Genomic DNA, 26176 nt, shown 5'->3' with positions numbered 1-26176 from the left:
TCGCTTGCCGCATCACCCGGGCGCGCCTAGCGTCGGGGACATGGAAAAGATCGCATTCCTCGGACTCGGTCACATGGGCGCGGCGATGGCGCGCCGACTCCTCGACGCGGGGCACCCGTTGACCGTCTGGAACCGTACCGCCGCGAAGGCGGAGCCGCTGGTCGCCGCAGGGGCCACGCTCGCCGCGTCCCCGGGCGAGGCCGTGCGGGACGCCGATGTGGTGATCACGATGCTCGCCGACCCTGCCGCGCTCTTCGCGGTCGCGGACACCGTCGTGCCGCGACTGCGCCCGGGGACGTACTGGGTGGAGATGTCGACCGTCGGCCCGGACGTGGTGAAGGAGCTGGCCGCCCGGCTGGGGGAGGGCGTGCGGCTCGTCGACGCGCCGGTGGCGGGCAGCACGGACAAGGCGGCCGCGGGGCAGCTCGGCATTCTCGCGGGCGGTGACGTGGCGGGCGTCGAGCGGGTGCTCGCCCCTCTCGGCACCGTCACCCGTACCGGCCCGTCCGGCTCGGGCGCCGCGCTCAAGCTCGTCGTCAACACCGCCGTGCTCGGCGGGGTCGCCCTCGTCGCCGAGGCCATGGTCCTCGCGGACGCGCTCGGCCTCGACGAGGACACCGTGCGATCCTCGCTCGCGGGCGGTCCGCTCGGCGGCGCCGTCGGCCGTGCCTTCGCCGAGGACGTGCACTTCGGTACCTCGCTCGCGGTGAAGGACGTCGCCCTCGCCACGGAGACCGCCCGGCTCCCCGCCATGGAGGCGGTGCTGGAGCACTATCAGCGGGCGGCGGCCGATCCCGCCGTCGCCGGCGCGGACATCGCACAGGCCGTCGAACGCATCCGCCGGCATTCGGCCTGAGGAGACTCCGTGCGGATCACACTCGACAACCCGGCCGCCGCGCCCCAGCCCGCCAACGGCTACTACTCCCAGGTGGCCCGCGTCGAACTCGCGGGCGGTGGGGCCCTGTTGTACCTCTCCGGTCAGGTCGCCGACGGTGTCGGCCTGGCCGAGCAGAGCCGGGGTGTCTTCGAGACGATCGACGCGCTGCTGAAGGCACACGGCGCCACGCTCGCCGACGTCATCAACATCCGTACGTACCTGACGGACATCACCCGGCTCCCCGAGTACGGCGCCGTACGCGCCCGGTACCTCACCGGCACCCCGCCCACCAGCATGACCTTCGAGGTGTCCCGCCTCTTCAGGCCGGAGGCGCTCATCGAGATCGAGGTCGTGGCCGCCGTCCCCGCCGCCCGGGGGCCGGAGTGATTCCTTCCGGGTGATACTGCCGCGCATGAAGGTCATCAAGGCGGTGAACCTGGGCGTCCTGTTCCTGCTGGAGCTCGCCGTCCTCGTGGCAGCCGGGTACTGGGGGTTCAGCGGGGACACGGCGGCACCGGTGACCTGGCTGCTCGGCATCGGGGCCCCGGCCGTACTGATCGTTCTGTGGGCGCTCTTCGGTTCCCCGAAGTCGCGCCACAAGACCCGTGGCGCGGTCCGCGTCGGCTTCGAACTGCTCTGGTTCGGGGCGGGCGTGGCCGCGTCGGCCCTCGCCGGGGCCACGGGCTGGGCCGTCGCCCTCGGCGCCGTCTGCGTGGTGAGCAAGGCACTGGCGGTCGTCTGGCACCAGTGAGCCGACGCGGTGGGCCGACGACGGTGGAGCGTCGGCGGTGGGCGACCCGTCCGTGGCCGGGGCTCAGGCCTCGCCCAGCAGCACCAGGAAGTCCCGGAACGCGGCCGGCATGTCCACCGACTCCGGATCCAGCAGCCACTGGTACTGGAGCCCGTCCATCACCGCCACCAGCAGGGGGGCGGCGCGCTCCGGCGTGAGCCCGCTCGGCAGCCGTTCCCCGTACTCGGCGCGCAGCACCTGCGCCATGCTCGCGCGCACGGCGACATACCGCCGGGTGAAGAACTCGCGCGCCGGATGCCCCTCCGTGACGCTCTCGCCGAGCAGCGCCGAGAAGGTCTGCACGATGCCGGGCCGCATCGCGTTGTAGTCGGCGAGCGAGGCCAGCAGGTCCAGCCGCCACTGGCTGTCGGGCACGGCGTCCCACTGGTCACGTTCCTTGAGGACCGCTACCAGCAGGGTGTCCTTGGTCGGGAAGTAGTGCAGCAGCCCCTGCTGGGTGAGGCCCACGCGCTCGGCGACCGCGGCCATGCTCGCGCCCCGGTAACCGCGTTCGGCGATCACCTCCAGGGCCGCGCGCACGATCTCCGCGCGCCGCTCCTCGCTCCTGGTCCTGCTCGTCATGGCGTCACCGTACGGTATCCACTCACCCCGAATATCACGGCAAGGCAACGAAACCTACCGCTCTACAGGTCGCGGGTGCAGGATGAGAACGCCCGGCGGATCCCGCGGCCGTACAGCCGTACAGCCGTACAGCCGTGCGGGTTTCACGGGATTCATGGGCTTCACGGGTTTCACGGACTTCAACGAGGAGGTGCCACCGTGACGGAGGCAGCGGAGACAGCGGAGAGCCGGACCGGGACCAGGGGCGGGAGCGCGGCGGACCGGGAGCGCGAGACGGTCGTCGAGGCGGCCCTGGGCAGGCTCGGCCTGGACGCGAAGGCGCGGCTGCTCGCGGGGCAGGACATGTGGTCGCTGCCCGGACTCCCCGAGATCGGACTGCGCTCCCTCGTCATGTCCGACGGTCCGATCGGCGTGCGGGGCGTGCGCTGGACCGCCGACGACCCGTCCATCGCCCTCCCCTCACCGACCGCGCTCGCCGCCACCTGGGACCCCGCACTGGCCCACCGTGCGGGCGTCCTCCTCGCCCAGGAGGCCCGCCGCAAGCATGTCCACGTGCTGCTCGCGCCCACGGTCAACCTGCACCGCTCACCGCTCGGCGGCCGTCACTTCGAGGCGTACAGCGAGGATCCGTACCTGACCGGACGGATCGGCGCCGGCTATGTGCGGGGCGTGCAGTCCGGCGGCGTCGGCACCACCGTCAAGCACTTCGTGGCCAACGATGCCGAGACCGACCGTTTCACGGTGGACAACCTCGTCTCCGCACGCGCCCTGCGTGAGCTCTATCTGGCCCCCTTCGAGGCCATCGTCGAGAACGCCCACCCCTGGGGCATCATGACCGCCTACAACTCGGTCAACGGCACCACGATGACCGAGCACCACCACCTCGTGAACGAGGTCCTGCGCGGCGAGTGGGGCTTCGACGGCTTCAACGTCTCCGACTGGACGGCGGCCCGCTCGACGGTCGGGGCGATCGAGGGTGGCCTCGACGTCGCCATGCCCGGTCCCGAGACCGTGTACGGCGACGCGCTCGCCGCCGCCGTCCGCGCGGGCCGCACCGAGGAGGCGAAGGTCGACGAGGCCGTCCGCAACGTCCTGCGGCTCGCCGCCCGCGTCGGCATCCTGGAGGGCGCCGAACCGGTGGTCACGGAGCTGCCGGAGCAGGTGGACGGCGAGGCCCTGGCCCGCGAGATCGCCCGCCGCTCCTTCGTCCTCGTACGCAACGAGAACGCGACGCTGCCGCTGCGGCCGGGCACGGTGGCGCTGAGCGGCGCCGCCGCCCGCGACGCCAGGGTCCTCGGCGGCGGCTCCGCCACCGTCTTCCCCGCCCACGTGGTGTCGCCCCTGGACGGTCTCACCGCCGCACTCCCCGAAGGCAGCCTGACGTACGCGGTCGGCGCCGACCCGAACCAGGAACTCGCCGTCGCCGACAAGGGGTTCACACTCCGCGCGGAATGCCGCGACCGCGACGGCGAGCTGATCGGCAGCGGCTCCGCGCCCAACGGCCACCTCCAGTGGATGGGCAACGACCTCCCCGAAGGCGTCACCCACGACACCCTCCACACCGTGGACCTGCGGGGCACCTTCACCCCGCGAGTGAGCGGCACGCACACCTTCGGCATCAAGGGCCTCGGCGCGTTCACGCTCACCGTCGACGGCACGGTCCACTTCGAGGGCACCCAGCTCCCCACGGAGGACAGCCCCTTCACGGCGTTCTTCGGCGCCCCCGAGGAGCGCGCCCGGGTCGATCTCACCGCAGGAGAGACCTACGAGGTGTCCCTGCGCCAGGTGGTCGTCCAGCCCGAGGGCGCGCCCCTGCGGATGGTCGGCTTCTCCCTCGTCCACCAGGAACCGCGGCGCGACCCCGACGAACTGATCGCCGAGGCGGTCGAGGCGGCCCGCGCCGCGGACACCGCCGTCGTCGTGGTCGCCACCACCGAACGTGTCGAGTCCGAGGGCTTCGACCGCGGGGACCTCCGGCTCCCCGGGCGCCAGGACGACCTGGTGCACGCCGTCGCCGCCGCCAACCCGAACACCGTCGTGATCGTCAACTCCGGCTCACCGGTGGAACTCCCGTGGCGCGAGGAGGTCGCCGCCGTGCTGCTCACCTGGTTCCCCGGCCAGGAGGGCGGCAGCGCCCTCGCGGACGTCCTCACGGGCGCGCACGAGCCCGGCGGCCGGCTGCCCACGACCTGGGGTCCGCTCGCGGACGCCCCGGTCACCCAGGTGGTGCCCGTCGACGGCGAACTCCCGTACACCGAGGGCGCCTTCATCGGCTACCGGGCCTGGGAGAGGGACGGCAAAACCCCCGCGTACCCCTTCGGGCACGGCCTCGGCTACACCGACTGGGCGTACGAGTCGATCGAACCTTCCGACGGCGACGGTGACAGCGCCGCGACGGTCACGGTCCGCGTCCGCAACTCCGGCGCGCGCTCCGGCCGCGAGGTCGTCCAGCTCTATCTGACGCCGGTCGAGGCGGACAGCGAGCGCCCGGTCCGCAGGCTCGCCGCCTTCGCCGGAGTCGGGGCGGGTCCGGGTGAGACCGCCGAGGCCGTGCTCGGCATCCCCCGCCGCGCCTTCGAGGTCTGGGACGAGGACGCCGGCACGTGGGCGTTTGTGAAGGGTTCGTACGAGGTTGCCGCAGGCCGCTCGATCACCGACCGCCGGGTCGTGGCGACGATTAACGTCTGATCCGGGACAGCCCCCCCCGAGTAGCCCCGGTCCGGAACCTGACATCCGGACCGGGGCTCGTCGGTTCCCGGACCTCTAGGAGCGCATCCCGAACCCGTACACCGTCTCCGAGCGGTACGTGTCCCCCGGCCGCAGCCGCGTGCTCGGGAACTCCGGCCGGTTCGGGGAGTCGGGGAAGTGCTGCGTCTCCAGCGCGATCCCGTCGCCGGGCGCGAACGGGTCGCCCAGGTGGTCCGCGGTGTAGAGCTGGAGGCCGGGCTCGGTGGTCGCGACCGTCAGCACCCGCCCGGAGGAGGGGTCGTGGAGCTCGGCGACCTCGACCGCGCTCGCCGTCGTCCCCTTGTCCAGCACGAAGTTGTGGTCGTACCCCCCGCCGGCCTTCCGCGCCGTCCGGAAGTCGAAGCGCGTGCCGTCCACGGACTCCAGCACCCCGGTGGGAATGAGATCCGCGTCCACCGGCGTGAACCGTGACGCGGACAGCCGGAGTTCGTGACCGCCGGCGTTCCCCGAACCTGCCAGGTTCCAGTACGAGTGGTTCGTCAGGTTCACCACGGTCGGCGCGTCGGTGACCGCCTCGTACGCGATGCGCAGCGCGCCCGCCGCGTCCAGTCCGTACGTCGCCGTGACCTCCAGACGGCCCGGGAAGCCCTCCTCGCCGTGCGGGGAGACCCGGGTGAGCCGCAGCCCGTGTCCGACCGGTTCCACGTCCCACACCCGCTTGTCGAAACCGCGATCCCCGCCGTGCAGGGAGTTGGGGGCGTTGTTCTGCGCGAGGCTGTAGGTGAGACCGTCGAGCGGGAAGCGGCCGCCGGCGATCCGGTTGGCGTACCGCCCGACCAGCGCCCCGAGGTACGGGTCCGGGTGGGCGAGGTACCCGTCGAGGCCGGGGAAGCCCAGCACCACGTCCGCGCGGTGCCCGTCCCGGTCGGGGATCTCGACCGACTGGACGATCCCGCCGTACGTCAGGATCCGCACCCGCACCCCGGCACGCTCCAGCGTCCAGCGGTGGACCGGGGTGCCGTCGGGAAGGGTGCCGAAGAGTTCGCTGTCCATGATCGGAAGCCTAGGCCAATGACCTGTGCCCCCTCGCCCAGGGCGTGGGGCGAAAGTCCCGTCGTCCGCCCGGAGGGCGTGCCAGGCGTCGCGAGGCAGACGGGACTTTCGCAACACGCCCTATGCCATCGGCTGCCGGGCCGTCACCACCCGGTAGGCCAGCTCCGCGAGCCGGGCCTGACCGTCCCTGCTCGGGTGGAACCAGTCCCAGTGGCTCAGCTGGTCCGTGCCGAAGCGGAAGCCGAAGACCGCGCCCCCGTCGAAACGGCAGCGCCGGTCCTTGGCGCACACGTCCCCGAGAACCTTGTTGTACTGCTCCACCCGGTCCTGCACCTTCGCCCGCCGCAGCGCCGCACGCGAGCCCAGGGAGTCCGCGTCGGCCAGCATCGAGGGACAGATGCCCAGTTTCCAGATCTGCTTGCCCAGCGGGTTGCCGCGCCCCTCGGACCACAGCCGCTTCAGATCCGGCACGCTCGACACGTACACCTGGGTCTTCGGCAGCTCGTCGCGCAGGGTGCTCATCGCGTCCTGGAACGCGGCGCGGAAGCGGGCGACCGAGGTCATCGCCGAGACCGACGAGCGGCAGGCGTCGTTGGCGCCCACCATCACGGTCACCAGCTCCGGCTTCTCGGCGACGGCCCGCGCCATCTGCTCCGGCAGGTCCGCCACCCGCGCACCGGTCACCGCGTAGTTCCAGCTGCGCTCGGCGGCCCCCTCCGGCCCGAGCAGCCGCACGGCCAGGCTGCGGACCCCGGTGTCGCTGCCGGTCGCCCAGGAGACCTCGGGACAGTCGGACAGCACGGTGCAGGCGTCGAAGCCACGGGTGATGGAGTCCCCGACGGCGGCCACGGAGTGGGGACTGCGGTTCCAGAGGGGGGACGGCTTCGGGGACGGCCGGCCCTCGACCGCGCCGTGCGGAGCGGAGGAGCCGTCACCCGAGGCGTCGCACCCGGCCACACCCAGCAGGGCCGCCGCCACCAGGGCGAGGACGGCGCGCGGACGGTGGCTACGGATGCGCATCCCCTGGTCCCCTCGTTCGTTGAACATAATCGGTCAGCACCTGACCGACACGGTTGGCCGACACCGCGCAGTACAGGGTCGGTCGCACCGCGTCCCCTTGGGTGAAACCTCAATGTTTCTGGGCGCTGGGACCGACGGTACGTCACACTCCTTGCGCCACCGCACGGTAGCCTCGCCACGTGGCCGCCCTGCCACTGCCGTTCCGCTAAGTTACAAGATGTCTCGCTCTGCCCGGAGGCCCCAGTGACGACACGTGGAGTTCTCTACGTGCACTCCGCGCCCCGCGCGTTGTGCCCGCACGTCGAGTGGGCGGTCGCGGGTGTGCTCGGTACGCGCGTCAACCTCGACTGGATCCGGCAGCCCGCGGCGCCGGGCACCTGGAGATCCGAGTTCTCCTGGAAGGGCGAGGTGGGCACCGCCTCCAAACTCGCCTCCGCGCTGCGCGGCTGGCAGATGCTGCGCTTCGAGGTGACCGCCGAGCCCTGCGCCACGGCCGAGGGCGAGCGCTACAGCTGCACCCCCGAGCTCGGCATCTTCCACGCCGTCACCGGGATCCACGGCGACATCCTGATCCCCGAGGACCGGCTGCGCGCCGCGCTCCTGCGCTCCCAGCGCGGCGAGACCGACCTGGAGGCCGACCTCGCCAAGCTCCTGGGCAAGCCCTGGGACGACGAACTGGAACCCTTCCGGTACGCGGGCGAGGGCGCCCCGGTCCGCTGGCTCCACCAGGTGGTCTGACCTGATGACGGGCGTGACGGAAAGCCTTTAGGGGCGCGGGGAACCGCGTGCCCGGCCTCCACGACCCCGCACCCGACGAACAGGACGCACACACGGATGTGGCCCGGACTCCGACAGGGAGTCCGGGCCACACGCCGGTTCAGTGCACCTACGGCCGGCTTCAGATCGTCCGGAACGCCAGCACCACGTTGTGCCCGCCGAACCCGAACGAGTCGTTCAGCGCGGCGATGCGGCCCTCGACGGGCAGCTTGCGAGCCTCCCCGCGCACGATGTCGGCGTTCGCCTCGGCCTCGGGGTCGAGGTTGTCGACGTTGATGGTCGGCGGAGCGATCCGGTTGTACAGAGCCAGCACCGACGCCACCGACTCCACACCCCCGGCACCACCGAGGAGGTGACCGGTCATCGACTTGGTCGCGGAGACCGCCATGTGGTCGGCGTCGTCACCGAAGACCTTGCGCAGCGCCTTCAGTTCCGCCACGTCACCGGCGGGCGTCGAGGTCGCGTGCGCGTTCACGTGCACGATCTCGGCCGGGTCGAGGTCGGTGTTGTCCAGCAGGTTCTGCAGGGCGCGCGAGATGCCGCGGCCCTCCGGCTCCGGCTGCACGATGTCGTGGCCGTCGGCGGAGATGCCCTGGCCGACCGCCTCGGCGTAGACCCGGGCACCGCGCTCGGCGGCGTGCTCGGCGGACTCCAGGATCAGGACGCCGGCGCCCTCGCCCAGCACGAAGCCGTCGCGAGCGACGTCGTAGGGCCGTGAGGCACCCTGCGGGTCGTCGTTGTTCTTCGACATCGCCATCATGTTGCCGAAGGCGGCGATGGGCAGCGGGTGGATGGCCGCCTCGGTACCGCCGGCGACGACGACGTCGGCGCGGCCGGTGCGGATCATCTCGATGGCGTAGCCGATCGCCTCGGCGCCCGAGGCGCAGGCGGAGACCGGGGTGTGCACGCCGGCGCGGGCGCCCACGAGCAGGCCCACGTTGGCCGACGGGCCGTTCGGCATGAGCATGGGGACGGTGTGCGGGGAGACGCGGCGGACGCCCTTCTCCTTCAGCACGTCGTACTGGTCGAGCAGGGTGGTCACGCCGCCGATGCCGGAGGCGATGACGGTGCCGAGGCGGTCCGGGTCGATGGCCGGGTCGTCGCCGGCCCGGTCGGTGAAGCCGGCGTCCGCCCAGGCCTCCTTGGCCGCGATCAGCGCGAACTGCGCCGAGCGGTCCAGACGGCGGGCCTGCGGGCGGGGGATGACCTCGCCCGGTTCCACGGCGATCTGCGCCGCGATACGGACCGCCTGTTCGGCGGCCCATTCCTGCTCCAGGGGGCGGACACCGGACTTACCGGCGACGAGGCCCTCCCAGGTAGAGGCTACGTCGCCACCCAGCGGTGTGGTTGCGCCGATACCGGTGACGACCACGGTGCGATTGGTCGAGCTCACGGGAATTCTTTCTCCAACGGATACGAGGATTCAGCGGCGCCACCGCCGGGTGGCGGGGCAACGGACTGATCGATGGACCGGGCCGGGCCCGGTCCGCGGATCAGGCCTGGTTCTTGAGGATGTAGTCGGTCGCGTCGCCGACGGTCTTGAGGTTCTTGACGTCGTCGTCCGGGATCTTGACGTCGAAGCGCTCTTCGGCGGCGACGACGACCTCGACCATGGACAGCGAGTCGACGTCCAGGTCGTCGGTGAAGGACTTGTCCAGCTGGACGTCCTCGGTGGGGATCCCGGCGATCTCGTTCACGATCTCGGCGAGACCTTCGACGATCTCTTCCTGAGTGGCGGCCATGTCAGGCGCTCCTTCGGTATGTATCCAGTTGGTGTGGCGGTACTCCGGCCGGAGTGGTCCGGAACGGTGTGCCTAGGGGAGGGTAACGACCGTGGCGGCGTACACGAGACCCGCCCCGAATCCGATGACGAGCGCGGTGTCGCCGCTCTTCGCCTCACCGGTCGCCAGAAGCCGCTCCATCGCGAGCGGAATCGAGGCGGCCGAGGTGTTGCCGGTGGTGCGTACGTCCCGGGCGACCGTGACGTGCGCCGGCAGTTTCAGCGTCTTCACCATCGAGTCGATGATCCGCTCGTTGGCCTGGTGGGGAATGAAGACATCCAGGTCGTCCGGGCTGATCCCGGCCGCGTCCAGCGCCTGCTGGGCGACCTTCGCCATCTCGAACACGGCCCAGCGGAAGACCGCCTGGCCCTCCTGCGTGATCGCAGGGAACTTGATCTCGCCCTTGGAGTCGAGCGGGAGCGTCGAGACGTCGCCGATGTGGAAACGGTCCCACGGGACGGTCTGCTTGATGGTGCCGGCCTTGTCGCCCTCACTGCCCCACACCGTGGGGCCGATGTGCGGCTCCTGGGAGGGGCCCACGACGACCGCGCCCGCGCCGTCGCCGAACAGGAAGGCCGTCGCACGGTCCTCCAGGTCGGTGAGGTCGGACAGCCGCTCCACGCCGATGACCAGGACGTACTCCGCCGAACCCTCGACGACCATGCCCTTGGCCAGGGTCAGTCCGTAGCCGAAGCCCGCGCAGCCGGCCGAGATGTCGAAGGCGGCGGCCTTGTTCGTACCGAGCTTGTCGGCGATCTCGGTGGCGATGGCCGGGGTCTGGCTGAAGTGGGACACGGTGGAGACGACCACGGCGCCGATCTGGTCCGCGTCGATCCCGGCGTTGGCGATGGCCTTGCCGGACGCCTCGATCGACATCGCGGCGACGGTCTCCTCGTCGGAGGCCCAGTGCCGGGTCTCGATGCCGGAACGCGAGCGGATCCACTCGTCGGAGGAGTCGATCGTCTCGAGGATCACCTCGTTGGGCACGACCCGGACGGGACGGTAGCCGCCCACGCCCAGGATCCGTGCGTACGGGGCGCCCTTGCTGGGCTTGATCTTCGACATGCTCTCGGGCTCCTTGTCAGGCGCTGTGCTCGGCGAGGAGCTCGCGAGCCGCGTCGAGGTCGTCTGGGGTCTTCAGCGCCAGGGTCTTCACACCCGGCAGCGCGCGCTTGGCGAGGCCGGTGAGCGTGCCACCCGGGCACACCTCGATCAGCGCGGTCGCGCCGAGCTCCTGGAAGGTCTCCATGCACAGGTCCCAGCGGACCGGGTTGGCCACCTGGCCGACCAGCCGCTTCAGGACGTCGGCGCCGGACTTGACGGCCTGGCCGTCCTTGTTGGAGACGTACGTGACCCGCGGGTCCGCGGGGCTGAGGTCCTCCGCGGCCTGCGCGAGCGCCTCGACGGCGGGTGCCATGTGGTGCGTGTGGAACGCGCCGGCGACCTTCAGGGCCACCACCCGGCGTACGCCGTCGGGCTTGTCCGCCTCCAGCGCGGCCAGCTGCTCCAGCGTGCCCGCGGCCACGATCTGGCCCGCGCCGTTCACGTTGGCGGGGGTCAGGCCGAGCTTCTCCAGGTGCGGGACGGTCGTCTCGGGGTCTCCACCGAGCAGCGCCGACATACCGGTCCGCGTGACGGCGGCGGCCTCGGCCATCGCCAGGCCCCGGGTGCGTACGAGCGTCAGCGCGGCGGTGTCGTCGAGCACCCCCGCGAACGCGGCGGCGGTGATCTCACCGACGCTGTGCCCCGCGACGGCGCCGGGCGCGAGGTCGCGGACGTCGCCGAGTGCCGCGGCGGAGAGGAGTCCGGCGGCGACCAGGAGCGGCTGAGCGACAGCCGTGTCCCGGATCGCGTCCGCGTCGGCCTGCGTGCCGTAGTGGGCAAGGTCGAGACCGATGGCGTCCGACCACGCGGCGAGGCGGTCGGCGGCACCGGGGAGATCGAGCCAGGGGGTCAGGAAGCCGGGCGTCTGGGCGCCCTGGCCGGGAGCGACGAGTACGAGCACTCTCACACTCTCTCTTGTGGACGGCCACGGCCGCCCGTGGGGACAGGGACGAAGAACACGAAGGGGAATTGTAGGGCTCCGACAAATGCCTACGTCTGGAGATCTCCATCGGCCAGACGCCCCAGGATGAGCGCGATCCGCAGTGTGAAGGCGGATCGTACATCCGAGGGTGACCAACCGGTGACGTCAGTCACACGTCGTAGCCGGTAGCGCACGGTGTTGGGGTGAACGAAGAGCATTCGGGCCGCGCCTTCGAGGCTGCTCGCCTGTTCCAGATAGACACTGAGGGTTTCGAGGAGCGCGGAGCCGGCTTCCTCCAGTGGTCTGTAGATCTCCTCCACCAGTTGCTCACGGGCCGAGGGATCTCCGGCGATCGCGCGCTCCGGCAGCAGATCGTCGGCGAGGACCGGGCGCGGGGCGTCCTGCCAGGCGAAACACGCCTTCAGGCCGGCCGCGGCGGCCTGCGCGGAGCGGGTCGCGGCGAGCAGGTCGGGCACGATCGGCCCGGCGACGACGGCCCCGGCGGCGTACGGGCCGATCAGCGACTTGGCCACCGCGAGCGGGTTGTCGCTGCCGCCCGCGATCACCACGAGCCGGTCCCCGAGCACCCCGGTCAGCACCTGCAGCTTGGCGTGCCGGGCCGCCCGCCGGATGGCCTCGACGGTCAGCTCGCTGTCACCGTCGGGCGCCGTACCCAGCACCACGCAGACGTGTTCGGGGGAATTCCAGCCGAGAGCGGCGGCGCGGGAGACGGCGCCCTCGTCCGCCTCGCCGGAGAGCACGGCGTTCACGACCAGGGACTCCAGCCGGGCGTCCCAGGCACCGCGTGCCTCGGCGGCCTGCGCGTAGACCTGGGCGGTGGCGAAGGCGATCTCACGGGCGTAGACGAGGAGGGCCTCGCGCAGCACCGACTCGTCGCCGGGAGCGGCCACCTCGTCGATGGCACTCTCCATCACCTCGATCGTCGTCCGCACCATCTCGACGGTCTGGCGCAGGGTGATGGCCCTGGTCAGCTCGCGGGGGGCGGTGCCGAACACGTCGGTGGAGATGGCCTGGGGCGCGTCGGGACGCCGGAACCACTCGGTGAACGCGGCGATACCGGCCTGGGCGACGAGCCCGATCCAGGAACGGTTCTCCGGTGGCATGGCCCGGTACCACGGCAGCGTCTCGTCCATCCGCGCGATGGCCTGGGCGGCGAGACTTCCGGACGACTTCTCCAGCCGCTTCAGGGTCGCGGAGTGCGTGTGGATGTCGTGCGCTGGGCGCTCGGGGTTGCTGCGTTCGGGTTCGGGCACGGGACAAGACTGCCTTATCAGGACGGAGCTGTGCGGCGGCGGGTCTCCCATCGGGGCCGGGAGGGAGAGGAGCGGGGCTACGGTGGGAGACGTGACGGACGTACGGCGCTGTCGGATGTGGCGGATGTGGCGGATGTGATCGAGGTACGGCGCGCTGACGAGCGCTACCGAGGAGGGGACCCGGCGGCCGGGATCTCCTCGCTGCACGCCTTCTCCTTCGGCCCGCACTACGACCCGGACAACCTCCGCTTCGGCGCGGTGATCGCCTGCAACGAGGAACGGCTCGCGCCCGGTGCGGGATTCGACGAGCACCCGCACAGCCACACCGAGATCGTCACGTGGGTGGTGGAGGGGGAGCTGACCCACCGGGATTCGGCCGGTCACGAGTCGCTGGTGCGGGCCGGGGACGTACAGCGGCTGAGCGCGGCGGCCGGCATCCGGCACGTCGAGCGCAACGACGGGCCGGGTCCGCTGGTGTTCGTACAGATGTGGCTGGCCCCGGCCGCGCCCGGTGGCGTTCCGTCCTACGAGGTCGTCCACGGCATCGCGGACTCCACGCCGTACGCGGTCCCGGAGGCGGAGGCGATGCTGCATGTGCGGCGGCTGGCGGTGGGGGAGCGGACGGCGCTTCCGGACGCGCCGTTCGTGTACGTCCACGCCGTGCGGGGCGAGGTGCGTCTGGACGGCGGGGAGCTGGGCCCGGGGGACGCGGCCCGGATCACGGACGCGAAGGATCTCGAGGCGGTGGCGACGGCTCCGGCGGAGCTGTTGCTGTGGGAGATGACGGCCTCGCGCTGAGACCCGCGGCCCCGGATTTCGTGCGGTGGTCCTTCGGCTGCGACCGGCCCCCACTCACCCGCACCCGAAGCACCACCCTCTGTGTCCCGAAACGGGTCAGCCCCGCAGCTCGGAGAGAACCGCGTCCGTGAACGGCGTCCACGCCTCCGCCGCCCATGGCCCGAACGCCCGGTCCGTGAGGGCGACGCACGCGGCGCCCACCACCGGGTCGATCCACAGGAACGTACCGGTCTGCCCGAAGTGGCCGAAGGTGCGGGGCGAGGACGAGGCACCCGTCCAGTGCGGGGACTTGGAGTCACGGATCTCGAAACCGAGCCCCCAGTCGTTGGGGTTCTGGTGGCCGTATCCCGGCAGCACCCCCTTCGTACCGGGGTACTGCACGGTCATCGCGTCCGCCATCGTCCGCGGATCGAGAAGCCGTGGCGCCTGGACCTCCGCGGCGAACCGCACGAGGTCCGCCACCGTCGACACCCCGTCCTTCGCGGGCGAGCCGTTCAGCGACGTCCCCGTCATGCCCAGCGGCTCCAGCACCGCCTGCCGCAGGTATTCGGGGAAGGAGATGTCCGTCGCCTTGGCGATGTGGTCCCCGAGCACCTCGAACCCGGCGTTGGAGTACAGCCGCCGCTCCCCGGGCGGGGACGTCACCCGGTGCTCGTCGTACGCGAGCCCCGAGGTGTGCGCGAGGAGGTGACGGACCGTCGCACCGGGCGGACCCGCCGGCTCGTCGAGATCGATGGCCCCCTCCTCGTACGCGACGAGCGCGGCGTACGCGGCGAGCGGCTTGGTGACCGAGGCGAGGGGGAAGCGGTGGTCGACCGGACCGTGCGACCCCGTCACCGTGCCGTCCGCGCGGACGACGGCCGCCGCGGCCGTGGGGACGGGCCAGTTCTCGATCAACGCCAGGCTGCGCAGGGACATGGGTACGAGCCTAAGCGGCTCACAGCCGAAGCCGCATCGAGGGGTCCGGCTTGCGTACGAACCCGAGGGACGCGTACAGCGGCTCGGCCTCGGCGGAGGCGTTGAGGTCGACCTGGGGCACGTCCCGCTCGCGGAACCAGTCGAGCAGCGTCTCCATGCAGGCCCGCGCGTACCCCCGGCGCCGCGCGTCGGGGTCGGTGGCGACGCTGAAGACGTGACCGACCGCGCCCCGCGGATTGCCGGGCCGCCCGATCCGGTACTCGATGGTCCCGGCGACGAGCGCGGCCAGCGCGCCCGGCCGGCCGGGGTGGTCGACGACGAAGGCCGCGAAGTCGCCCTCGGGGCGGGCCAGCCTGCCGCGTATCGTCGGGAGCGACCCTGCGTGCCACTCCGTGGAGCCGTCGGTGGTGAAGACCGAGTCGAGCATGATCTGGCGCAGGCGGAGCACTTCCGGTGCGTCCTCGGGCAGGGCACGGCGTACGAGAGTCATGATCCGCACGGTAGCCAGCGCGCCCCGCGGACGTCCTCCGTTTCGCGGCGGCCGCCTTTTACCGGATACCGCTTGCTTGGAGTGCACTCCAAGGTTTTAGCGTGGAGGTCATGACGGTGATGGAGACCACGGCCGAGGCCGCCGAGACCGGCACCAGGACCGATGTGTGCGCGGCGCCTCCCGAGCGGCACCGGCGCCCGGACGGCCAGGACAGCTACACGATCAGCGAGGTCGTCGCCTTCACCGGCCTGTCCGCGCACACCCTGCGCTGGTACGAGCGGATCGGTCTCATGCCGCACATCGACCGCTCGCACACCGGACAGCGCCGGTACAGCAACCGCGACCTGGACTGGCTGAGCCTGGTCGGCAAGCTCCGGCTCACCGGTATGCCGGTCGCCGACATGGTGCGGTACGCGGAACTGGTGCGGGAGGGCGACGACACCTACCTCCAGCGCTTCGAGCTGCTGGAGGCCACCCGCCGGGACGTGAAGGCGCGGATCGCCGAGCTCCAGGACACCCTGGCCGTCCTCGACCACAAGATCAGTTTCTATGCGGACGCCGGGCGGCCCCTGGCGTCGGAGAGGTCCCGATGACGGACAGCAAGATCGCGAAGGTACGGCTCGGCGCCGACGGCCCCGAGGTCGGGGCACAAGGCCTGGGCTGCATGGGGATGAGCTTCGCGTACGGGCCCACCGACGCCGACGAGGCGCGGGCCACCCTGGAGCGGGCGCTGGAACTCGGCGTCACGCTCTTCGACACCGCGGACGCCTACGGCCAGGGCGAGAACGAGAGGTTCCTGTCGCCGTTCTTCAAGGCGCACCGCGACGAGCTCGTCATCGCGACGAAGTTCGCCCTGTCGATCCCGCCGGACAACCCGACGACGCGGGTCGTCCGCAACGACGCCCCGTACATCCGCCAGGCCGTCGAGGCGAGCCTGAAGCGGCTGGACGTCGACGTGATCGACCTCTACTACATGCACCGCCGTGACGTGAAGATCCCCATCGAGGAGACCGTCGGGGTCATGTCCGAGCTGGTGCGCGAGGGCAAGGTCAAGCACCTCGGGCTCAGTGAGGTCACCGGCGGGGAGCTGCGCGCCGCGCAGGCCGTGCACCCGATCACGGCCGTGCAGTCGGAGTGGTCGCTGTTCAGCCGGGACATCGAGGCGGGCGTGGTTCCGGCGGCGGGGGAGCTGGGCGTGGCGCTCGTCCCGTACTCGCCGCTCGGCCGCGGTTTCCTGACCGGATCGTTCGCCAACGCCGACACGGACCTCACCGCCACCGACTTCCGCCGGCAGCAGCCCCGCTTCACCGGCGACAACGCTGCCGTCAACGCGGCCCTGCTGGAACCGGTACGCGAGATAGCCGGGGCGCACGGCGCCTCGCTCGGCCAAATCGCGCTGGCCTGGGTACAGCGGCAGGCCGCGTCGTACGGGGTTGCGGCGGTGCCGATTCCGGGGACGCGGCGGCGCGGCCGGGTCGAGGAGAACGCGGCGGCCACGCGGATCGTTCTCGGCGACGAGGAGATGGCGCTGCTGGAACCGATCGCCTCGAAGGTGGCGGGGGAGCGGTACGCGGACATGTCGTTCTCGTCGGCGGGGCGGGAGTAGGAGGGCGGCGGCGCCGGCGCGTCTCACAGCTCCGCCAGCAGCTCCGCCTTCTTCCTCGTGAACTCCTCGTCCGTGACCAGTCCCGCCTCGTGCAGCTCGCCGAGGTGACGGATGCGGTCGGCGATGTCGGCCGGGTCGCGGCGGGGAGCGGGGACCACGGCCACCGGTGCCGGGCCCGAGGCCCGTACGGCGGCGAGCACCGAGGCCGCGAACGGGAGCGACTCGTGGACGGGCCCGTAACCGAGTCCGAAGACGACGGCGGCCGGATCCTGGTCGGCCTGGGCGGGCTGCGCGGCGGCGGGCTCGCGGCGCAGCAGCCGCAGATGCCCCTCGAAGACCTCGGGGGAGCGCCACTCGACGCCGCTCAGTCCGGCGACCGGGAAACTCTGGTCGCCGGCCTTCCACTTGGCGGAGGACGCGCCGGTCCAGAACCAGCGGAAGGACACCGAGGTGCCGTCGAAGGCCGCCCTCCCGTCGTACGCCTTGAAACGCAGCGGCGCCTCGGGTGCCGCGACCAGGTAGCGCTCGGGGGGTCCGGCGTCGTCGGCCAGCCGGGCGCGCAGTTCGTCCGCGTAGTACTCGGCGAGGGTCTCCCGGTCGGAGGGCAGCACCAGCCGATAGGGGTCGCACCCCTCCTTGAGCTGCCCGGCGGCCGCGTCCATCAGCGGATCGGCGCCCGCCCTCGGGACGGCGTGCAGCACGACCGTGCCGCGCCTGCCCGGCGCCAGTGTGACCGCCTCGATCGCCTCCAGGGGGACCCGGCGTTCGCCGAGCGCCTGGAACAGCTTCGGTGTACGGCTCCCCCGCTCGAAGCGGATGAGCACGGAGTCGGACTCGAACTCCCAGGCGGCATGAAATCCGGCCAGTACGTCACCCATGAGGGCCATCGTAAGCGGCGCGCCCGCCGGAGTCCCCTCCCCGGGCGGGCCGCACTTCTTCGGTCCTCTACGCGCGTCCCGCCGCGGAGGTGGCGGGCAGGTCCTGCCGGCAGACGTCGTCGTCGTGCGCGCACGATACCGAGTCGTATGCGCCAACGCCGATGTCGGCGAAGTTGCGCAGGCTCTCCGTACCGGGCTCGAAATATCCGCCGTGGCCCTTCGCGTCCCGGGCGGACAGCACCCGCGCGCCGAACGCCTTCGACACCGGGTCGGCGCCGTGTCCGAGGCCGCCGAACTCGAGGTACGGGACGTCCTGGATCCAGTCGTCGGAGTCCCGCATCGCCCAGACGCGGGCGGAGGTGTGCAGCGCCGAGGCCTTGTCGGCCCGCATGCCGGGACTGCCCGCGACCGCTATGTCGGAGACCCGGGAGGGCAGCGTGTGAGCGGCGACACCGCACAGCACCGAGCCGTAGCTGTGGCAGTACAGGGCGACGGGGGCCTTGCCGGGCAGCGCGCGCAGCAGCGCGTTCAGCCGGACCGCGCCTTCCTGCGCGCGGACGCCGGTGGCCGCGTCCATGCCGAGTCCGCTGGGTGCGGTGTAGTCGGCCCAGGCGATCACGGCCGTACGCGTCCGGGGGCTCGCCGCGCGCTCCGCCCCGTAGAGGGAGGTCGCCATGCCGACCGGTGCCGAGTACTTCTTGTTGGTGCGCTGGAAGGTGAGCAGGTCGGTGTCGACGCCGGGTACCACGACGGAGATCCGCTGGGCCCTGTCGAGGTTGCCGAAGACCTCGGCGACCCGGCCCGAGCCCATGGGATCGAAGGCGAGGAAGGTGCGGCCCTTGTGCAGCATCGCCTCGTAGCGGTGCATGCGGCGGCCGGCCTCCTGGTGCCCGAGGGACGAGAGCCGGTTGTCGTGCATGCGCCCGAGCTCGATCCCGCGCTGCTGCCCGATGGCGATGCGGTTGGCCGTGTAGCGCAGCCGTACGGGCGCGCCGTTCATGTTGCCGACCGCGAGCGGGTAGCGGTGCGCCAGCCGGCCGCGCTGGCGGGCGTCGAGCGAGGCGAAGAAGCGGGACAGGCGGCCCGGTGCGGAGTCGGGGTCCGGGAGAGCCTGTCCGGCGACCCGGCCGTGCTGCCACGCGGAGCGGGACGCCTGGAGGGGGGTTGCCCCCCGATGGCTGTGGACCGCTGTCCAGCCACTGGTGGTCAGCATCACGAAAACCACGGCCAGCGCGAGCAACGCGCGCCAGACGTTCAGTTGGGGAGATGTGTCGAAGGAAGTCACTGAGAGGACACCCTAGGAGAAGAGGGGTGCCTCCCGTTAAACGAGTGGTGGGGATCACGTTTCTGGCGGGGTAATTGGGGCAAAGCGGGTTCAGTTTCAGATAAATAGTGACGTTGTGTGCGCGGAGTTGCTCATTCCGTGCGCCACTTCTCCGCCAATGCGGGCCCCAGCTGGTCGAGATGTGTGACGGTCAGCGCGCGGATCGCCTCGATACTGTCGTCCTCGCCCGCGCCCCACATCCGGTGCGTCACCCGCATCACTCCGCAGAAGACGGCCACCGCGACCCGCGGTCTCGGATCCGTGTCCACGTCGAGCCCCTCGCGCTCGGCGATCACCCGGGCGATCTCGTCCTCCAGCTCGGCGGAACGGCGCAGATGGGCGGCGAGCAGCGCGGGCGTCGCCTCGATCAACCGGTGGGCGCGCATGTGCAGTTCGATCGGGACCACCGCCTCGACCGCCTCGCTGATGGTGTCCCAGCCCTCCAGCACGGCACCGCGGAGTGTCTCCAACGGGGCTTCGTGGGGCGGGCGTTCACGGACGGCGGCGAGGAAGCGCGACTCGGCGATGCCCTGGGTGAACAGGGCGACGTCCTCCTTGCCCGCGAAGTAGCGGAAGAAGGTGCGCTGCGAGACGTCGACGGCCTCGGCGATCTCGTCCACGGTCGTGCGTTCGTAGCCCTGGGTGACGAACAGTTCGAGGGCGGCCCGCAGCAGCGCGTCCCGGGTGCGCTGCTTCTTGCGCTCGCGCAGGCCCGGACGCGGCGCCATCTGTGTGACGGGGGTCGTGTCCATGGGGTCCTCTTCCGTTCTCCCGTCCAGCTCAGCGTACTCGTGAGTGACGTGACAGTTACCGACTTGTGAATTGGTTTGTCAATTGTCAGCGGCTGTCACTAGCCTCGACGCATGACTAGTCAGACCACCATCGACACGACGGGGTCCGGGGACAGGACGCCACTCGCCCCGTCGGATCCGCCGGGGGCCTCCGGGCTGCGCGGCCACCCGTGGTTCACCCTGTTCACCGTCGCCGTCGGCGTCATGATGGTCGCCCTGGACGGCACCATCGTCGCCATCGCCAACCCGGCCATCCAGAAGGACCTGGGCGCGAGCTTCGCGGACGTCCAGTGGATCACCAACGGGTACTTCCTCGCGCTCGCGGTCACCCTGATCACCGCGGGCAAGCTCGGCGACCGCTTCGGGCACCGCCAGACCTTCCTGATCGGTGTGGTCGGCTTCGCCGCGGCCTCCGGGGCCATCGGCCTGTCCGACAGTATCGCCCTGGTGGTCACCTTCCGTGTCTTCCAGGGCCTGTTCGGCGCGCTGCTCATGCCGGCCGCCCTCGGCCTGCTGCGGGCCACCTTCCCGGCCGAGAAGCTGAACATGGCGATCGGTATCTGGGGCATGGTCATCGGCGCCTCCACCGCGGGCGGCCCGATCCTCGGCGGCCTGCTGGTCCAGCACGTGAGCTGGCAGTCGGTCTTCTTCATCAACGTCCCGGTCGGTGTCGCCGCGCTGGTCCTCGGCCTGCTGATCCTGACCGACCACCGCGCGCAGAACGCCCCGCGCTCCTTCGACATCCCCGGCATCGCCCTGCTCTCCGGCGCGATGTTCTGCCTGGTCTGGGCGCTCATCAAGGCCCCGGCCTGGGGCTGGGGCGCCGGCCTCACCTGGACCTTCCTGGGCGCCTCGGTGCTCGGTTTCGCGCTCTTCGCCCTCTGGGAGACGCGGGTCGCGGAGCCGCTCATCCCGCTGGGCCTGTTCCGCTCCGTACCGCTGTCGGCGGGCGTGGTCCTCATGGTGCTGATGGCCATCGCCTTCCTGGGCGGCCTGTTCTTCGTCACCTTCTACCTGCAGAACGTGCACGGCATGAGCCCGGTCGACGCCGGGCTGCACCTGCTCCCGCTCACCGGAATGATGATCGTGGGCTCCCCGCTGGCCGGCGCCCTGATCACCAAGACGGGCCCGCGCATCCCCCTGGCGGGCGGCATGGCCCTCACCGCGATCTCCATGTACGGCATGTCCACGCTGGACACGGGCACCAGCGGCGCGGTCATGTCGCTCTGGTTCGCCGGTCTCGGCCTCGGGCTCGCCCCGGTCATGGTCGGCGCCACCGAGGTCATCGTGGGCAACGCGCCGATGGAGCTCTCCGGTGTCGCCGGCGGTCTCCAGCAGGCCGCGATGCAGATCGGCGGCAGCCTCGGCACGGCGGTCCTGGGCGCCGTGATGGCCTCCAAGGTCGACGGCGACCTCGCGGGCAACTGGGCCGACGCCAAGCTTCCGCCGCTCACCCCGGCCCAGCTCGACCAGGCCTCGCAGGCCGTCCAGGTCGGCGCCGCACCGGTGGCCAAGGGCACCCCGCCCGAACTCGCGGCCAAGATCACGACCGTCGCCCACGACACGTTCGTCTCCGGCATGAGCCTGGCCTGCCTGGTCGCGGCCGTGGTGGCCGTGGTCGCGGTCTTCGTCGCGCTGCTCACCAAGAGGGGCGAGAACGCGGACGCCGCGGGCGCGGGTGCCGGTCACATCTGACCGGCGCATTCCAGCCCGGTTTCACCCTTCCGGGTGATACCGCTCAAGATCCCACCCGTTCGGCACGCGCCGCAGGTCACAGTGGGTCACGCCCTCCGCACGAACACGGGGGCGAACGGATCTGCGGCGCGCTGTCGGAGGGGGGCAGCGCGCCCGCAGTTCCGAGACGGACGGCCCCGCGGCCGCGTCCGTCAGCGCGCGTGCTCCTCCGCCACCCCGGGCGCGGGGGGCAGGACGATCTCCCGGACGCCCGACAGCGCGGCGACCTCCGCGCGAAGCGCCCGCACCTCCTCCGTCAGCGCCTCGATCGCCGCCGTCTGCCGGCGCTCCTCCACGTCGTCCTTCTCGAAGCGCGAGATGAACCACGCCGCGATGTTGGCGGTGACGACACCGAGCAGGGCGATACCGGAGAGCATCAGACCGACCGCGAGGATACGGCCCATCCCCGTGGTCGGCGCGTGGTCCCCGTACCCCACCGTCGTCATCGTCGTGAACGACCACCACACCGCGTCACCCAGCGTCTTGATGTTCCCGTTCGGAGACTCCCGCTCCACCGACAGCACCGCGAGCGAACCGAACATGAGCAGCCCGATCACCGCGCCCCCGACATAGGTCGTCAGCTGGATCTGCGAGGCCATCCGGGCCCGCCGCCCGACCAGGGTCAGCGTGGCGACCAGCCGCAGCAGCCGCAGCGGCTGAAGGATCGGCAGGATCACCGCGCACAGGTCCAGCCAGTGCGTCCGGACGAACTCCCCCCGGCGCCGGACGAGCAGGAGCCGTACGAGGTAGTCGACGGCGAAGGACCCCCACACCGTCCACTCCACCGCCGTGCACGCCACCGCCACGGCGGGAGAGGCGTCACTGTCCACGATCGGCACGGCGTAGGCCAGGGCGAACGCCACCGCGAGCGCCAGCAGGGGCCGTTGCGTGCGCTGCTCCCAACGGTCCTGTGCCGATAGCTCTTTCATACCCGCATCGTAGGAAGAAAGACGGAGGGGCGGCGGAGCTCAAGGCTCCGCCGCCCCTCACACGGCCGACGCAGGCGGGTCCTACGCGTCGCCGCCGGCGGCTCCGGGATCGGCCGCCGCCACTTCGAGCAGCTGGTAGCGGTCGATCGCCTGCTTCAGCACCGACCGGTCGACCTTGCCCTCACGGGCCAGCTCGGTCAGCACCGCGACCACGATCGACTGCGCGTCGATGTGGAAGAAGCGCCGCGCCGCCCCGCGGGTGTCCGCGAAGCCGAAACCGTCCGCGCCCAGCGACTGGTACGTCCCCGGCACCCAGCGCGCGATCTGGTCGGGAACCGATCGCATCCAGTCCGACACGGCCACGAACGGTCCCTCGGAACCGCTCAGTTTCCGCGTCACATACGGCACGCGCTGCTCCTCCTCGGGATGCAGCAGATTGTGCCGCTCCACCTCGACGGCCTCGCGCCGCAGCTCGTTCCAGGAGGTCGCCGACCAGACGTCCGCCCTGACGTTCCAGTCGGCGGCGAGGATCCGCTGCGCCTCCAGCGCCCACGGAACCGCGACGCCCGACGCCAGGACCTGAGCCGGGATCGAACCCGAAGTGCCCTCGCTGAAGCGGTGGACGCCCTTGAGGATGCCCTCCACGTCGACGTTCGCCGGCTCCGCCGGGTGCTGGATCGGCTCGTTGTAGACGGTGAGGTAGTAGAAGACGTCCTCCGCGTCCGGACCGTACATCCGGCGCAGACCGTCCTTCACGATGTGCGCGATCTCGAAGCCGTACGCCGGGTCGTACGCGACACAGCCCGGGTTCGTCGAGGCGAGCAGCTGGGAGTGGCCGTCCGCGTGCTGCAGTCCCTCGCCGGTCAGCGTCGTACGGCCGGCGGTCGCGCCGAGCACGAAACCGCGCGCCAACTGGTCGGCCATCTGCCAGAACTGGTCACCGGTGCGCTGGAAACCGAACATCGAGTAGAAGACGTAGACGGGGATCAGCGGCTCGCCGTGCGTGGCGTACGCCGAGCCCGCCGCGATCAGCGAGGCGGTGCAGCCCGCCTCCGAGATGCCGTCGTGCAGCATCTGACCGGTCGGCGACTCCTTGTACGCGAGCAGCAGATCGCGGTCCACGGACTCGTACTGCTGACCGAGCGGGTTGTAGATCTTCGCGCTCGGGAAGAAGGAGTCCATGCCGAAGGTGCGGTACTCGTCGGGCGCGATCAGCACGAACCGCTTGCCGATCTCCTTGTCCCGCATGAGGTCCTTCAGAAGCCGTACGAACGCCATGGTCGTGGCGATCGACTGCTGACCCGAACCCTTCTTCACGCTCGCGTACGTCTTGTCCTCGGGAAGCTCCAGCGGCTTCGCGCGCACGACACGCGTCGGGACGTAGCCGCCGAGTCCCTTGCGCCGGTCGTGCATGTACTGGATCTCTTCGGAGTTGCGGCCCGGGTGGTAGTACGGCGGCGCGCCGTCCTCCAGCTCCCTGTCGGAGATCGGCAGGTGCAGCCGGTCGCGGAAGCCCTTGAGGTCGGCGACCGTCAGCTTCTTCATCTGGTGCGTGGCGTTGCGGCCCTCGAAGTTCGGCCCGAGCGTCCAGCCCTTGACCGTCTGCGCCAGGATCACCGTCGGCTGGCCCGCGTGCGCCTTGGCCGCCGAGAACGCCGCGTAGATCTTCTTGTGGTCGTGACCGCCGCGGCCCAGGTGCAGGATCTGGTCGTCGGTCATGCCCTCGACCATGGCGCGCAGCCGGTGGTCGTCGCCGAAGAAGTGGTCGCGGATGTACGAACCGGTCTCGGTGGCGTACGTCTGGAACTGGCCGTCGGGCGTGGTGTTCAGCTTGTTGACGAGGATGCCGTCGCGGTCCTGCGCCAGCAGCGGGTCCCAACTGCGGTCCCACACCAGCTTGATGACGTTCCATCCGGCGCCCCGGAACTGTGACTCCAGCTCCTGGATGATCTTGCCGTTGCCGCGCACCGGGCCGTCGAGACGCTGGAGGTTGCAGTTGACCACGAAGGTCAGGTTGTCGAGGCCCTCCCGAGCCGCGATGGACAACTGTCCGAGCGATTCCGGCTCGTCCATCTCGCCGTCCCCGAGGAACGCCCAGACGTGCGACGCGGAGGTGTCCGCGATACCGCGCGCCTCCATGTAGCGGTTCATCCGCGCCTGGAAGATCGCGCCGAGCGGGCCGAGGCCCATCGAGACGGTCGGGAACTCCCAGAAGTCCGGCATCAGCCGCGGGTGCGGGTATGAGGACAGCCCGTACGGCGCCTTCGACTTCTCCTGGCGGAACGCGTCGAGCCGCTGCTCGCTCAGCCGGTCGAGCAGGAACGCGCGGGCGTAGATGCCGGGGGACGCGTGACCCTGGAAGAAGATCTGGTCACCGCCGTCGCCCCCGTCCTTGCCGCGGAAGAAGTGGTTGAAGCCGACGTCGTAGAGCGAGGCGGAGGAGGCGAAGGTGGCGATGTGGCCGCCGACGCCGATGCCCGGACGCTGGGCCCTGGACACCATCACGGCCGCGTTCCAGCGGGTCGCGTTGAGGATCTTGCGCTCGATCTCCTCGTTGCCGGGGAAGAAGGGCTCGTCCTTGGTGGCGATGGTGTTGACGTAGTCCGTGCTGCGCATCTCGGGCACGGCCACGCGCTTCTCGCGGGCCCTCTCGATGAGCCGCAGCATCAGATAGCGGGCGCGCTCGCGGCCGCGCTCGTCGACGGCGGCGTCGAGCGAGTCGAGCCACTCCTGTGTCTCTTCGGGGTCGAAGTCCGGGACCTGACTGGGAAGGCCGCCAATGATGATCGGATTGCGATCGGATCCGGAAGCCACGCTGTTCCTTCGCTGTCAGAGGGCTGTCTGAAGGCTGCCCGGGGGGCTGAGTAAGGGCTTTCTGGGCGCTGTCTGGGGCGGATTCACGGTGTCTCGGCACCGTTCCCCAATCGTGTACCTCGGGAACGGAATCGTCATCTCTACCGATAGGTAACCGAGACATTCCCGCAGTTCGCCGGGACGGGCCAGACCAAAACGCAACGATACGCTCACTCCGTGACGCGTTCCGCAAAGTCGTTCGGGTCTCGTACGCTCCAAGGGTTCCGAACTTCACAAATGGGGCAGAAAGGTGTGGTGTGCGTCACCTATGGCCGTGATTCGCCGACTGGAGTTGCGCCGACACCGCCGGGATCGTCACCGTTTCGGCGGTCTCGACGGCCGGGTACTTGCGCGATCCGCCCCGCCCGTGTGGACTACGGCCAATGCTTCGCGCACGCGCGTGGCTGAGACATCTACCGAAACATGATCAGGAGGCAAGCCGTGAGCGCGACCGCGGACCACGCGGAGGAGCGGACCAACCCGGCCGGCAGGCTGGGGTTCGAGCCCGGACAGGTGGTCCAGGAGATCGGCTTCGACGACGACGTTGACCACGACCTCCGTGAAGGTATCGAATCGTTGATCGGCCAGGACCTGGTCGATGAGGACTACGACGACGTCGCAGACGTCGTACTGCTGTGGTTCCGCGACGAGGACGGCGACCTTACGGATGCCCTGGTGGACGCCATCGGTCTCCTTGAGGACGGCGGCATGATCTGGCTGCTGACCCCGAAGACCGGCCGGGACGGCTACGTCGAGCCCAGCGACATCAATGACGCCGCCCAGACCGCGGGCCTCTCCCAGACGAAGAGCATTTCCGTGGGGAAGGAGTGGTCGGGCACGCGTCTGGCCACGCCCAAGTCGAAGCGCTGAGCTGTCGCTCCGTCTGACGCAGAGCATCCGTGTGTGCGAGGCCCCCGCCGGCGATCCGCCGGCGGGGGCCTCGGTCATGGGCCGATCCGGGACGCCCGGACGTCCCTGCGTAGGGTG

25 protein-coding genes are annotated in these 26176 nt (G+C 70.9%); 10 read left to right on the top strand and 15 right to left on the bottom strand.

The features are described 5' to 3' along the window. Positions 1 to 40 precede the first annotated feature (40 nt). The 3 genes from HEP85_RS13240 to HEP85_RS13230 are packed head-to-tail and all read left to right on the top strand — an operon-like array spanning position 41 to position 1628. Complete coding sequence (locus HEP85_RS13240; protein ID WP_168527962.1) at positions 41 to 856, top strand: NAD(P)-dependent oxidoreductase; 816 nt, start codon at positions 41 to 43, stop codon at positions 854 to 856. Positions 857 to 865: 9 nt separating this feature from the next. Further along, positions 866 to 1264 carry a RidA family protein gene (locus HEP85_RS13235; RefSeq protein ID WP_168527961.1) on the top strand — a complete coding sequence of 133 codons (399 nt, stop codon included), beginning with the start codon at positions 866 to 868 and terminating at the stop codon, positions 1262 to 1264. Between the two features lie 25 nt (positions 1265 to 1289). Beyond that, a complete protein-coding gene (locus HEP85_RS13230; protein WP_168527960.1) occupies positions 1290 to 1628 on the top strand; it encodes a YrdB family protein in 339 nt (112 codons plus the stop codon). Between the two features lie 63 nt (positions 1629 to 1691). Here HEP85_RS13230 and HEP85_RS13225 read toward each other — a convergent pair whose 3' ends face one another. After that, positions 1692 to 2267 carry a TetR/AcrR family transcriptional regulator gene (locus HEP85_RS13225; protein ID WP_168533584.1) on the bottom strand — a complete coding sequence of 192 codons (576 nt, stop codon included), beginning with the start codon at positions 2265 to 2267 and terminating at the stop codon, positions 1692 to 1694. Between the two features lie 180 nt (positions 2268 to 2447). On the opposite strand from HEP85_RS13225, the gene HEP85_RS13220 reads away from it, so the two are divergent. Beyond that, the gene (locus HEP85_RS13220) at positions 2448 to 4937 is read left to right on the top strand and encodes a glycoside hydrolase family 3 protein (protein WP_168527959.1); all 2490 of its coding nucleotides are present in this window, start codon (positions 2448 to 2450) and stop codon (positions 4935 to 4937) included. Between the two features lie 75 nt (positions 4938 to 5012). Here the strand turns inward: HEP85_RS13220 and HEP85_RS13215 are convergent, their stop codons facing one another. Next, on the bottom strand, positions 5013 to 5990 hold the full coding sequence (locus HEP85_RS13215) for an aldose epimerase family protein (protein ID WP_168527958.1): 978 nt from the start codon (positions 5988 to 5990) through the stop codon (positions 5013 to 5015). 120 nt (positions 5991 to 6110) lie between these two features. Continuing rightward, complete coding sequence (locus HEP85_RS13210; RefSeq protein WP_168527957.1) at positions 6111 to 7010, bottom strand: SGNH/GDSL hydrolase family protein; 900 nt, start codon at positions 7008 to 7010, stop codon at positions 6111 to 6113. Between the two features lie 243 nt (positions 7011 to 7253). Between HEP85_RS13210 and HEP85_RS13205 the strand changes: the two genes are divergently transcribed. Continuing rightward, positions 7254 to 7748, top strand: coding sequence for a DUF3145 domain-containing protein (locus HEP85_RS13205; RefSeq protein ID WP_153290778.1), 495 nt, complete (start codon positions 7254 to 7256; stop codon positions 7746 to 7748). Positions 7749 to 7908: 160 nt separating this feature from the next. Here the strand turns inward: HEP85_RS13205 and fabF are convergent, their stop codons facing one another. From fabF to fasR, 5 genes are all read right to left on the bottom strand, one after another. Beyond that, positions 7909 to 9180 carry a beta-ketoacyl-ACP synthase II gene (fabF, locus tag HEP85_RS13200; RefSeq protein WP_168527956.1) on the bottom strand — a complete coding sequence of 424 codons (1272 nt, stop codon included), beginning with the start codon at positions 9178 to 9180 and terminating at the stop codon, positions 7909 to 7911. A gap of 100 nt (positions 9181 to 9280) precedes the next feature. After that, on the bottom strand, positions 9281 to 9529 hold the full coding sequence (locus HEP85_RS13195; RefSeq protein ID WP_148013808.1) for an acyl carrier protein: 249 nt from the start codon (positions 9527 to 9529) through the stop codon (positions 9281 to 9283). 72 nt (positions 9530 to 9601) lie between these two features. Further along, complete coding sequence (locus HEP85_RS13190) at positions 9602 to 10633, bottom strand: ketoacyl-ACP synthase III (protein WP_168527955.1); 1032 nt, start codon at positions 10631 to 10633, stop codon at positions 9602 to 9604. 16 nt (positions 10634 to 10649) lie between these two features. Continuing rightward, a complete protein-coding gene (locus tag HEP85_RS13185) occupies positions 10650 to 11573 on the bottom strand; it encodes an ACP S-malonyltransferase (protein WP_168527954.1) in 924 nt (307 codons plus the stop codon). 89 nt (positions 11574 to 11662) lie between these two features. After that, positions 11663 to 12868 carry a fatty acid biosynthesis transcriptional regulator FasR gene (gene fasR / locus HEP85_RS13180; protein WP_168527953.1) on the bottom strand — a complete coding sequence of 402 codons (1206 nt, stop codon included), beginning with the start codon at positions 12866 to 12868 and terminating at the stop codon, positions 11663 to 11665. 135 nt (positions 12869 to 13003) lie between these two features. On the opposite strand from fasR, the gene HEP85_RS13175 reads away from it, so the two are divergent. Beyond that, on the top strand, positions 13004 to 13666 hold the full coding sequence (locus HEP85_RS13175; RefSeq protein ID WP_168533582.1) for a pirin family protein: 663 nt from the start codon (positions 13004 to 13006) through the stop codon (positions 13664 to 13666). A gap of 96 nt (positions 13667 to 13762) precedes the next feature. Here HEP85_RS13175 and HEP85_RS13170 read toward each other — a convergent pair whose 3' ends face one another. Together HEP85_RS13170 and HEP85_RS13165 are read right to left on the bottom strand one after the other, a co-directional pair. Then, positions 13763 to 14584 (bottom strand): serine hydrolase, encoded by an 822-nt coding sequence (locus HEP85_RS13170; protein ID WP_168527952.1) that lies wholly within the window; start codon positions 14582 to 14584, stop codon positions 13763 to 13765. Positions 14585 to 14603: 19 nt separating this feature from the next. Beyond that, complete coding sequence (locus HEP85_RS13165) at positions 14604 to 15074, bottom strand: GNAT family N-acetyltransferase (RefSeq protein WP_168527951.1); 471 nt, start codon at positions 15072 to 15074, stop codon at positions 14604 to 14606. A 110-nt stretch (positions 15075 to 15184) separates the two neighbouring features. Between HEP85_RS13165 and HEP85_RS13160 the strand changes: the two genes are divergently transcribed. After that, a complete protein-coding gene (locus HEP85_RS13160; protein WP_168527950.1) occupies positions 15185 to 15667 on the top strand; it encodes a MerR family transcriptional regulator in 483 nt (160 codons plus the stop codon). Further along, positions 15664 to 16680, top strand: coding sequence for an aldo/keto reductase (locus HEP85_RS13155; protein WP_168527949.1), 1017 nt, complete (start codon positions 15664 to 15666; stop codon positions 16678 to 16680). Before HEP85_RS13160 ends, HEP85_RS13155 begins: the two co-directional genes overlap by 4 nt. A 23-nt stretch (positions 16681 to 16703) precedes the next feature. On the opposite strand, the gene HEP85_RS13150 is transcribed toward HEP85_RS13155, so the two are convergent. From HEP85_RS13150 to HEP85_RS13140, 3 genes are all read right to left on the bottom strand, one after another. Beyond that, positions 16704 to 17558 carry a DUF4429 domain-containing protein gene (locus HEP85_RS13150; protein ID WP_168527948.1) on the bottom strand — a complete coding sequence of 285 codons (855 nt, stop codon included), beginning with the start codon at positions 17556 to 17558 and terminating at the stop codon, positions 16704 to 16706. Positions 17559 to 17625: 67 nt separating this feature from the next. Next, positions 17626 to 18843, bottom strand: a complete 1218-nt coding sequence (locus tag HEP85_RS13145; RefSeq protein WP_168527947.1) for an alpha/beta hydrolase — start codon at positions 18841 to 18843, stop codon at positions 17626 to 17628. A 131-nt stretch (positions 18844 to 18974) separates the two neighbouring features. Continuing rightward, a complete protein-coding gene (locus tag HEP85_RS13140) occupies positions 18975 to 19634 on the bottom strand; it encodes a TetR family transcriptional regulator (protein WP_168527946.1) in 660 nt (219 codons plus the stop codon). Between the two features lie 111 nt (positions 19635 to 19745). On the opposite strand from HEP85_RS13140, the gene HEP85_RS13135 reads away from it, so the two are divergent. Continuing rightward, on the top strand, positions 19746 to 21368 hold the full coding sequence (locus tag HEP85_RS13135; protein ID WP_168527945.1) for an MFS transporter: 1623 nt from the start codon (positions 19746 to 19748) through the stop codon (positions 21366 to 21368). 191 nt (positions 21369 to 21559) lie between these two features. Here HEP85_RS13135 and HEP85_RS13130 read toward each other — a convergent pair whose 3' ends face one another. Both HEP85_RS13130 and aceE read right to left on the bottom strand, forming a co-directional pair. Further along, positions 21560 to 22336 carry a potassium channel family protein gene (locus tag HEP85_RS13130; RefSeq protein WP_168527944.1) on the bottom strand — a complete coding sequence of 259 codons (777 nt, stop codon included), beginning with the start codon at positions 22334 to 22336 and terminating at the stop codon, positions 21560 to 21562. Between the two features lie 81 nt (positions 22337 to 22417). Beyond that, on the bottom strand, positions 22418 to 25150 hold the full coding sequence (gene aceE / locus HEP85_RS13125) for a pyruvate dehydrogenase (acetyl-transferring), homodimeric type (protein WP_168527943.1): 2733 nt from the start codon (positions 25148 to 25150) through the stop codon (positions 22418 to 22420). Between the two features lie 480 nt (positions 25151 to 25630). On the opposite strand from aceE, the gene HEP85_RS13120 reads away from it, so the two are divergent. Next, on the top strand, positions 25631 to 26059 hold the full coding sequence (locus tag HEP85_RS13120) for a DUF3052 domain-containing protein (RefSeq protein ID WP_153290793.1): 429 nt from the start codon (positions 25631 to 25633) through the stop codon (positions 26057 to 26059). Positions 26060 to 26176 lie beyond the last annotated feature (117 nt).

Source organism: Streptomyces sp. RPA4-2, from assembly GCF_012273515.2.
Lineage (GTDB): Bacteria > Actinomycetota > Actinomycetes > Streptomycetales > Streptomycetaceae > Streptomyces > Streptomyces kaempferi.
This window is presented reverse-complemented; position numbering and strand designations above follow the sequence as displayed.

Bases quoted from the DNA above. Each gene is read 5' to 3' on its own strand.
- HEP85_RS13240 (WP_168527962.1), top strand. From the start codon at position 41: ATGGAAAAGATCGCATTCCTCGGACTCGGTCACATGGGCGCGGCGATG.
- HEP85_RS13230 (WP_168527960.1), top strand. From the start codon at position 1,290: ATGAAGGTCATCAAGGCGGTGAACCTGGGCGTCCTGTTCCTGCTGGAG.
- HEP85_RS13215 (WP_168527958.1), bottom strand. From the start codon at position 5,990: ATGGACAGCGAACTCTTCGGCACCCTTCCCGACGGCACCCCGGTCCAC.
- HEP85_RS13210 (WP_168527957.1), bottom strand. From the start codon at position 7,010: ATGCGCATCCGTAGCCACCGTCCGCGCGCCGTCCTCGCCCTGGTGGCG.
- HEP85_RS13195 (WP_148013808.1), bottom strand. From the start codon at position 9,529: ATGGCCGCCACTCAGGAAGAGATCGTCGAAGGTCTCGCCGAGATCGTG.
- HEP85_RS13190 (WP_168527955.1), bottom strand. From the start codon at position 10,633: ATGTCGAAGATCAAGCCCAGCAAGGGCGCCCCGTACGCACGGATCCTG.
- HEP85_RS13170 (WP_168527952.1), bottom strand. From the start codon at position 14,584: ATGTCCCTGCGCAGCCTGGCGTTGATCGAGAACTGGCCCGTCCCCACG.
- HEP85_RS13165 (WP_168527951.1), bottom strand. From the start codon at position 15,074: ATGACTCTCGTACGCCGTGCCCTGCCCGAGGACGCACCGGAAGTGCTC.
- HEP85_RS13160 (WP_168527950.1), top strand. From the start codon at position 15,185: ATGACGGTGATGGAGACCACGGCCGAGGCCGCCGAGACCGGCACCAGG.
- HEP85_RS13155 (WP_168527949.1), top strand. From the start codon at position 15,664: ATGACGGACAGCAAGATCGCGAAGGTACGGCTCGGCGCCGACGGCCCC.
- HEP85_RS13150 (WP_168527948.1), bottom strand. From the start codon at position 17,558: ATGGGTGACGTACTGGCCGGATTTCATGCCGCCTGGGAGTTCGAGTCC.
- HEP85_RS13140 (WP_168527946.1), bottom strand. From the start codon at position 19,634: ATGGACACGACCCCCGTCACACAGATGGCGCCGCGTCCGGGCCTGCGC.
- HEP85_RS13135 (WP_168527945.1), top strand. From the start codon at position 19,746: ATGACTAGTCAGACCACCATCGACACGACGGGGTCCGGGGACAGGACG.
- HEP85_RS13130 (WP_168527944.1), bottom strand. From the start codon at position 22,336: ATGAAAGAGCTATCGGCACAGGACCGTTGGGAGCAGCGCACGCAACGG.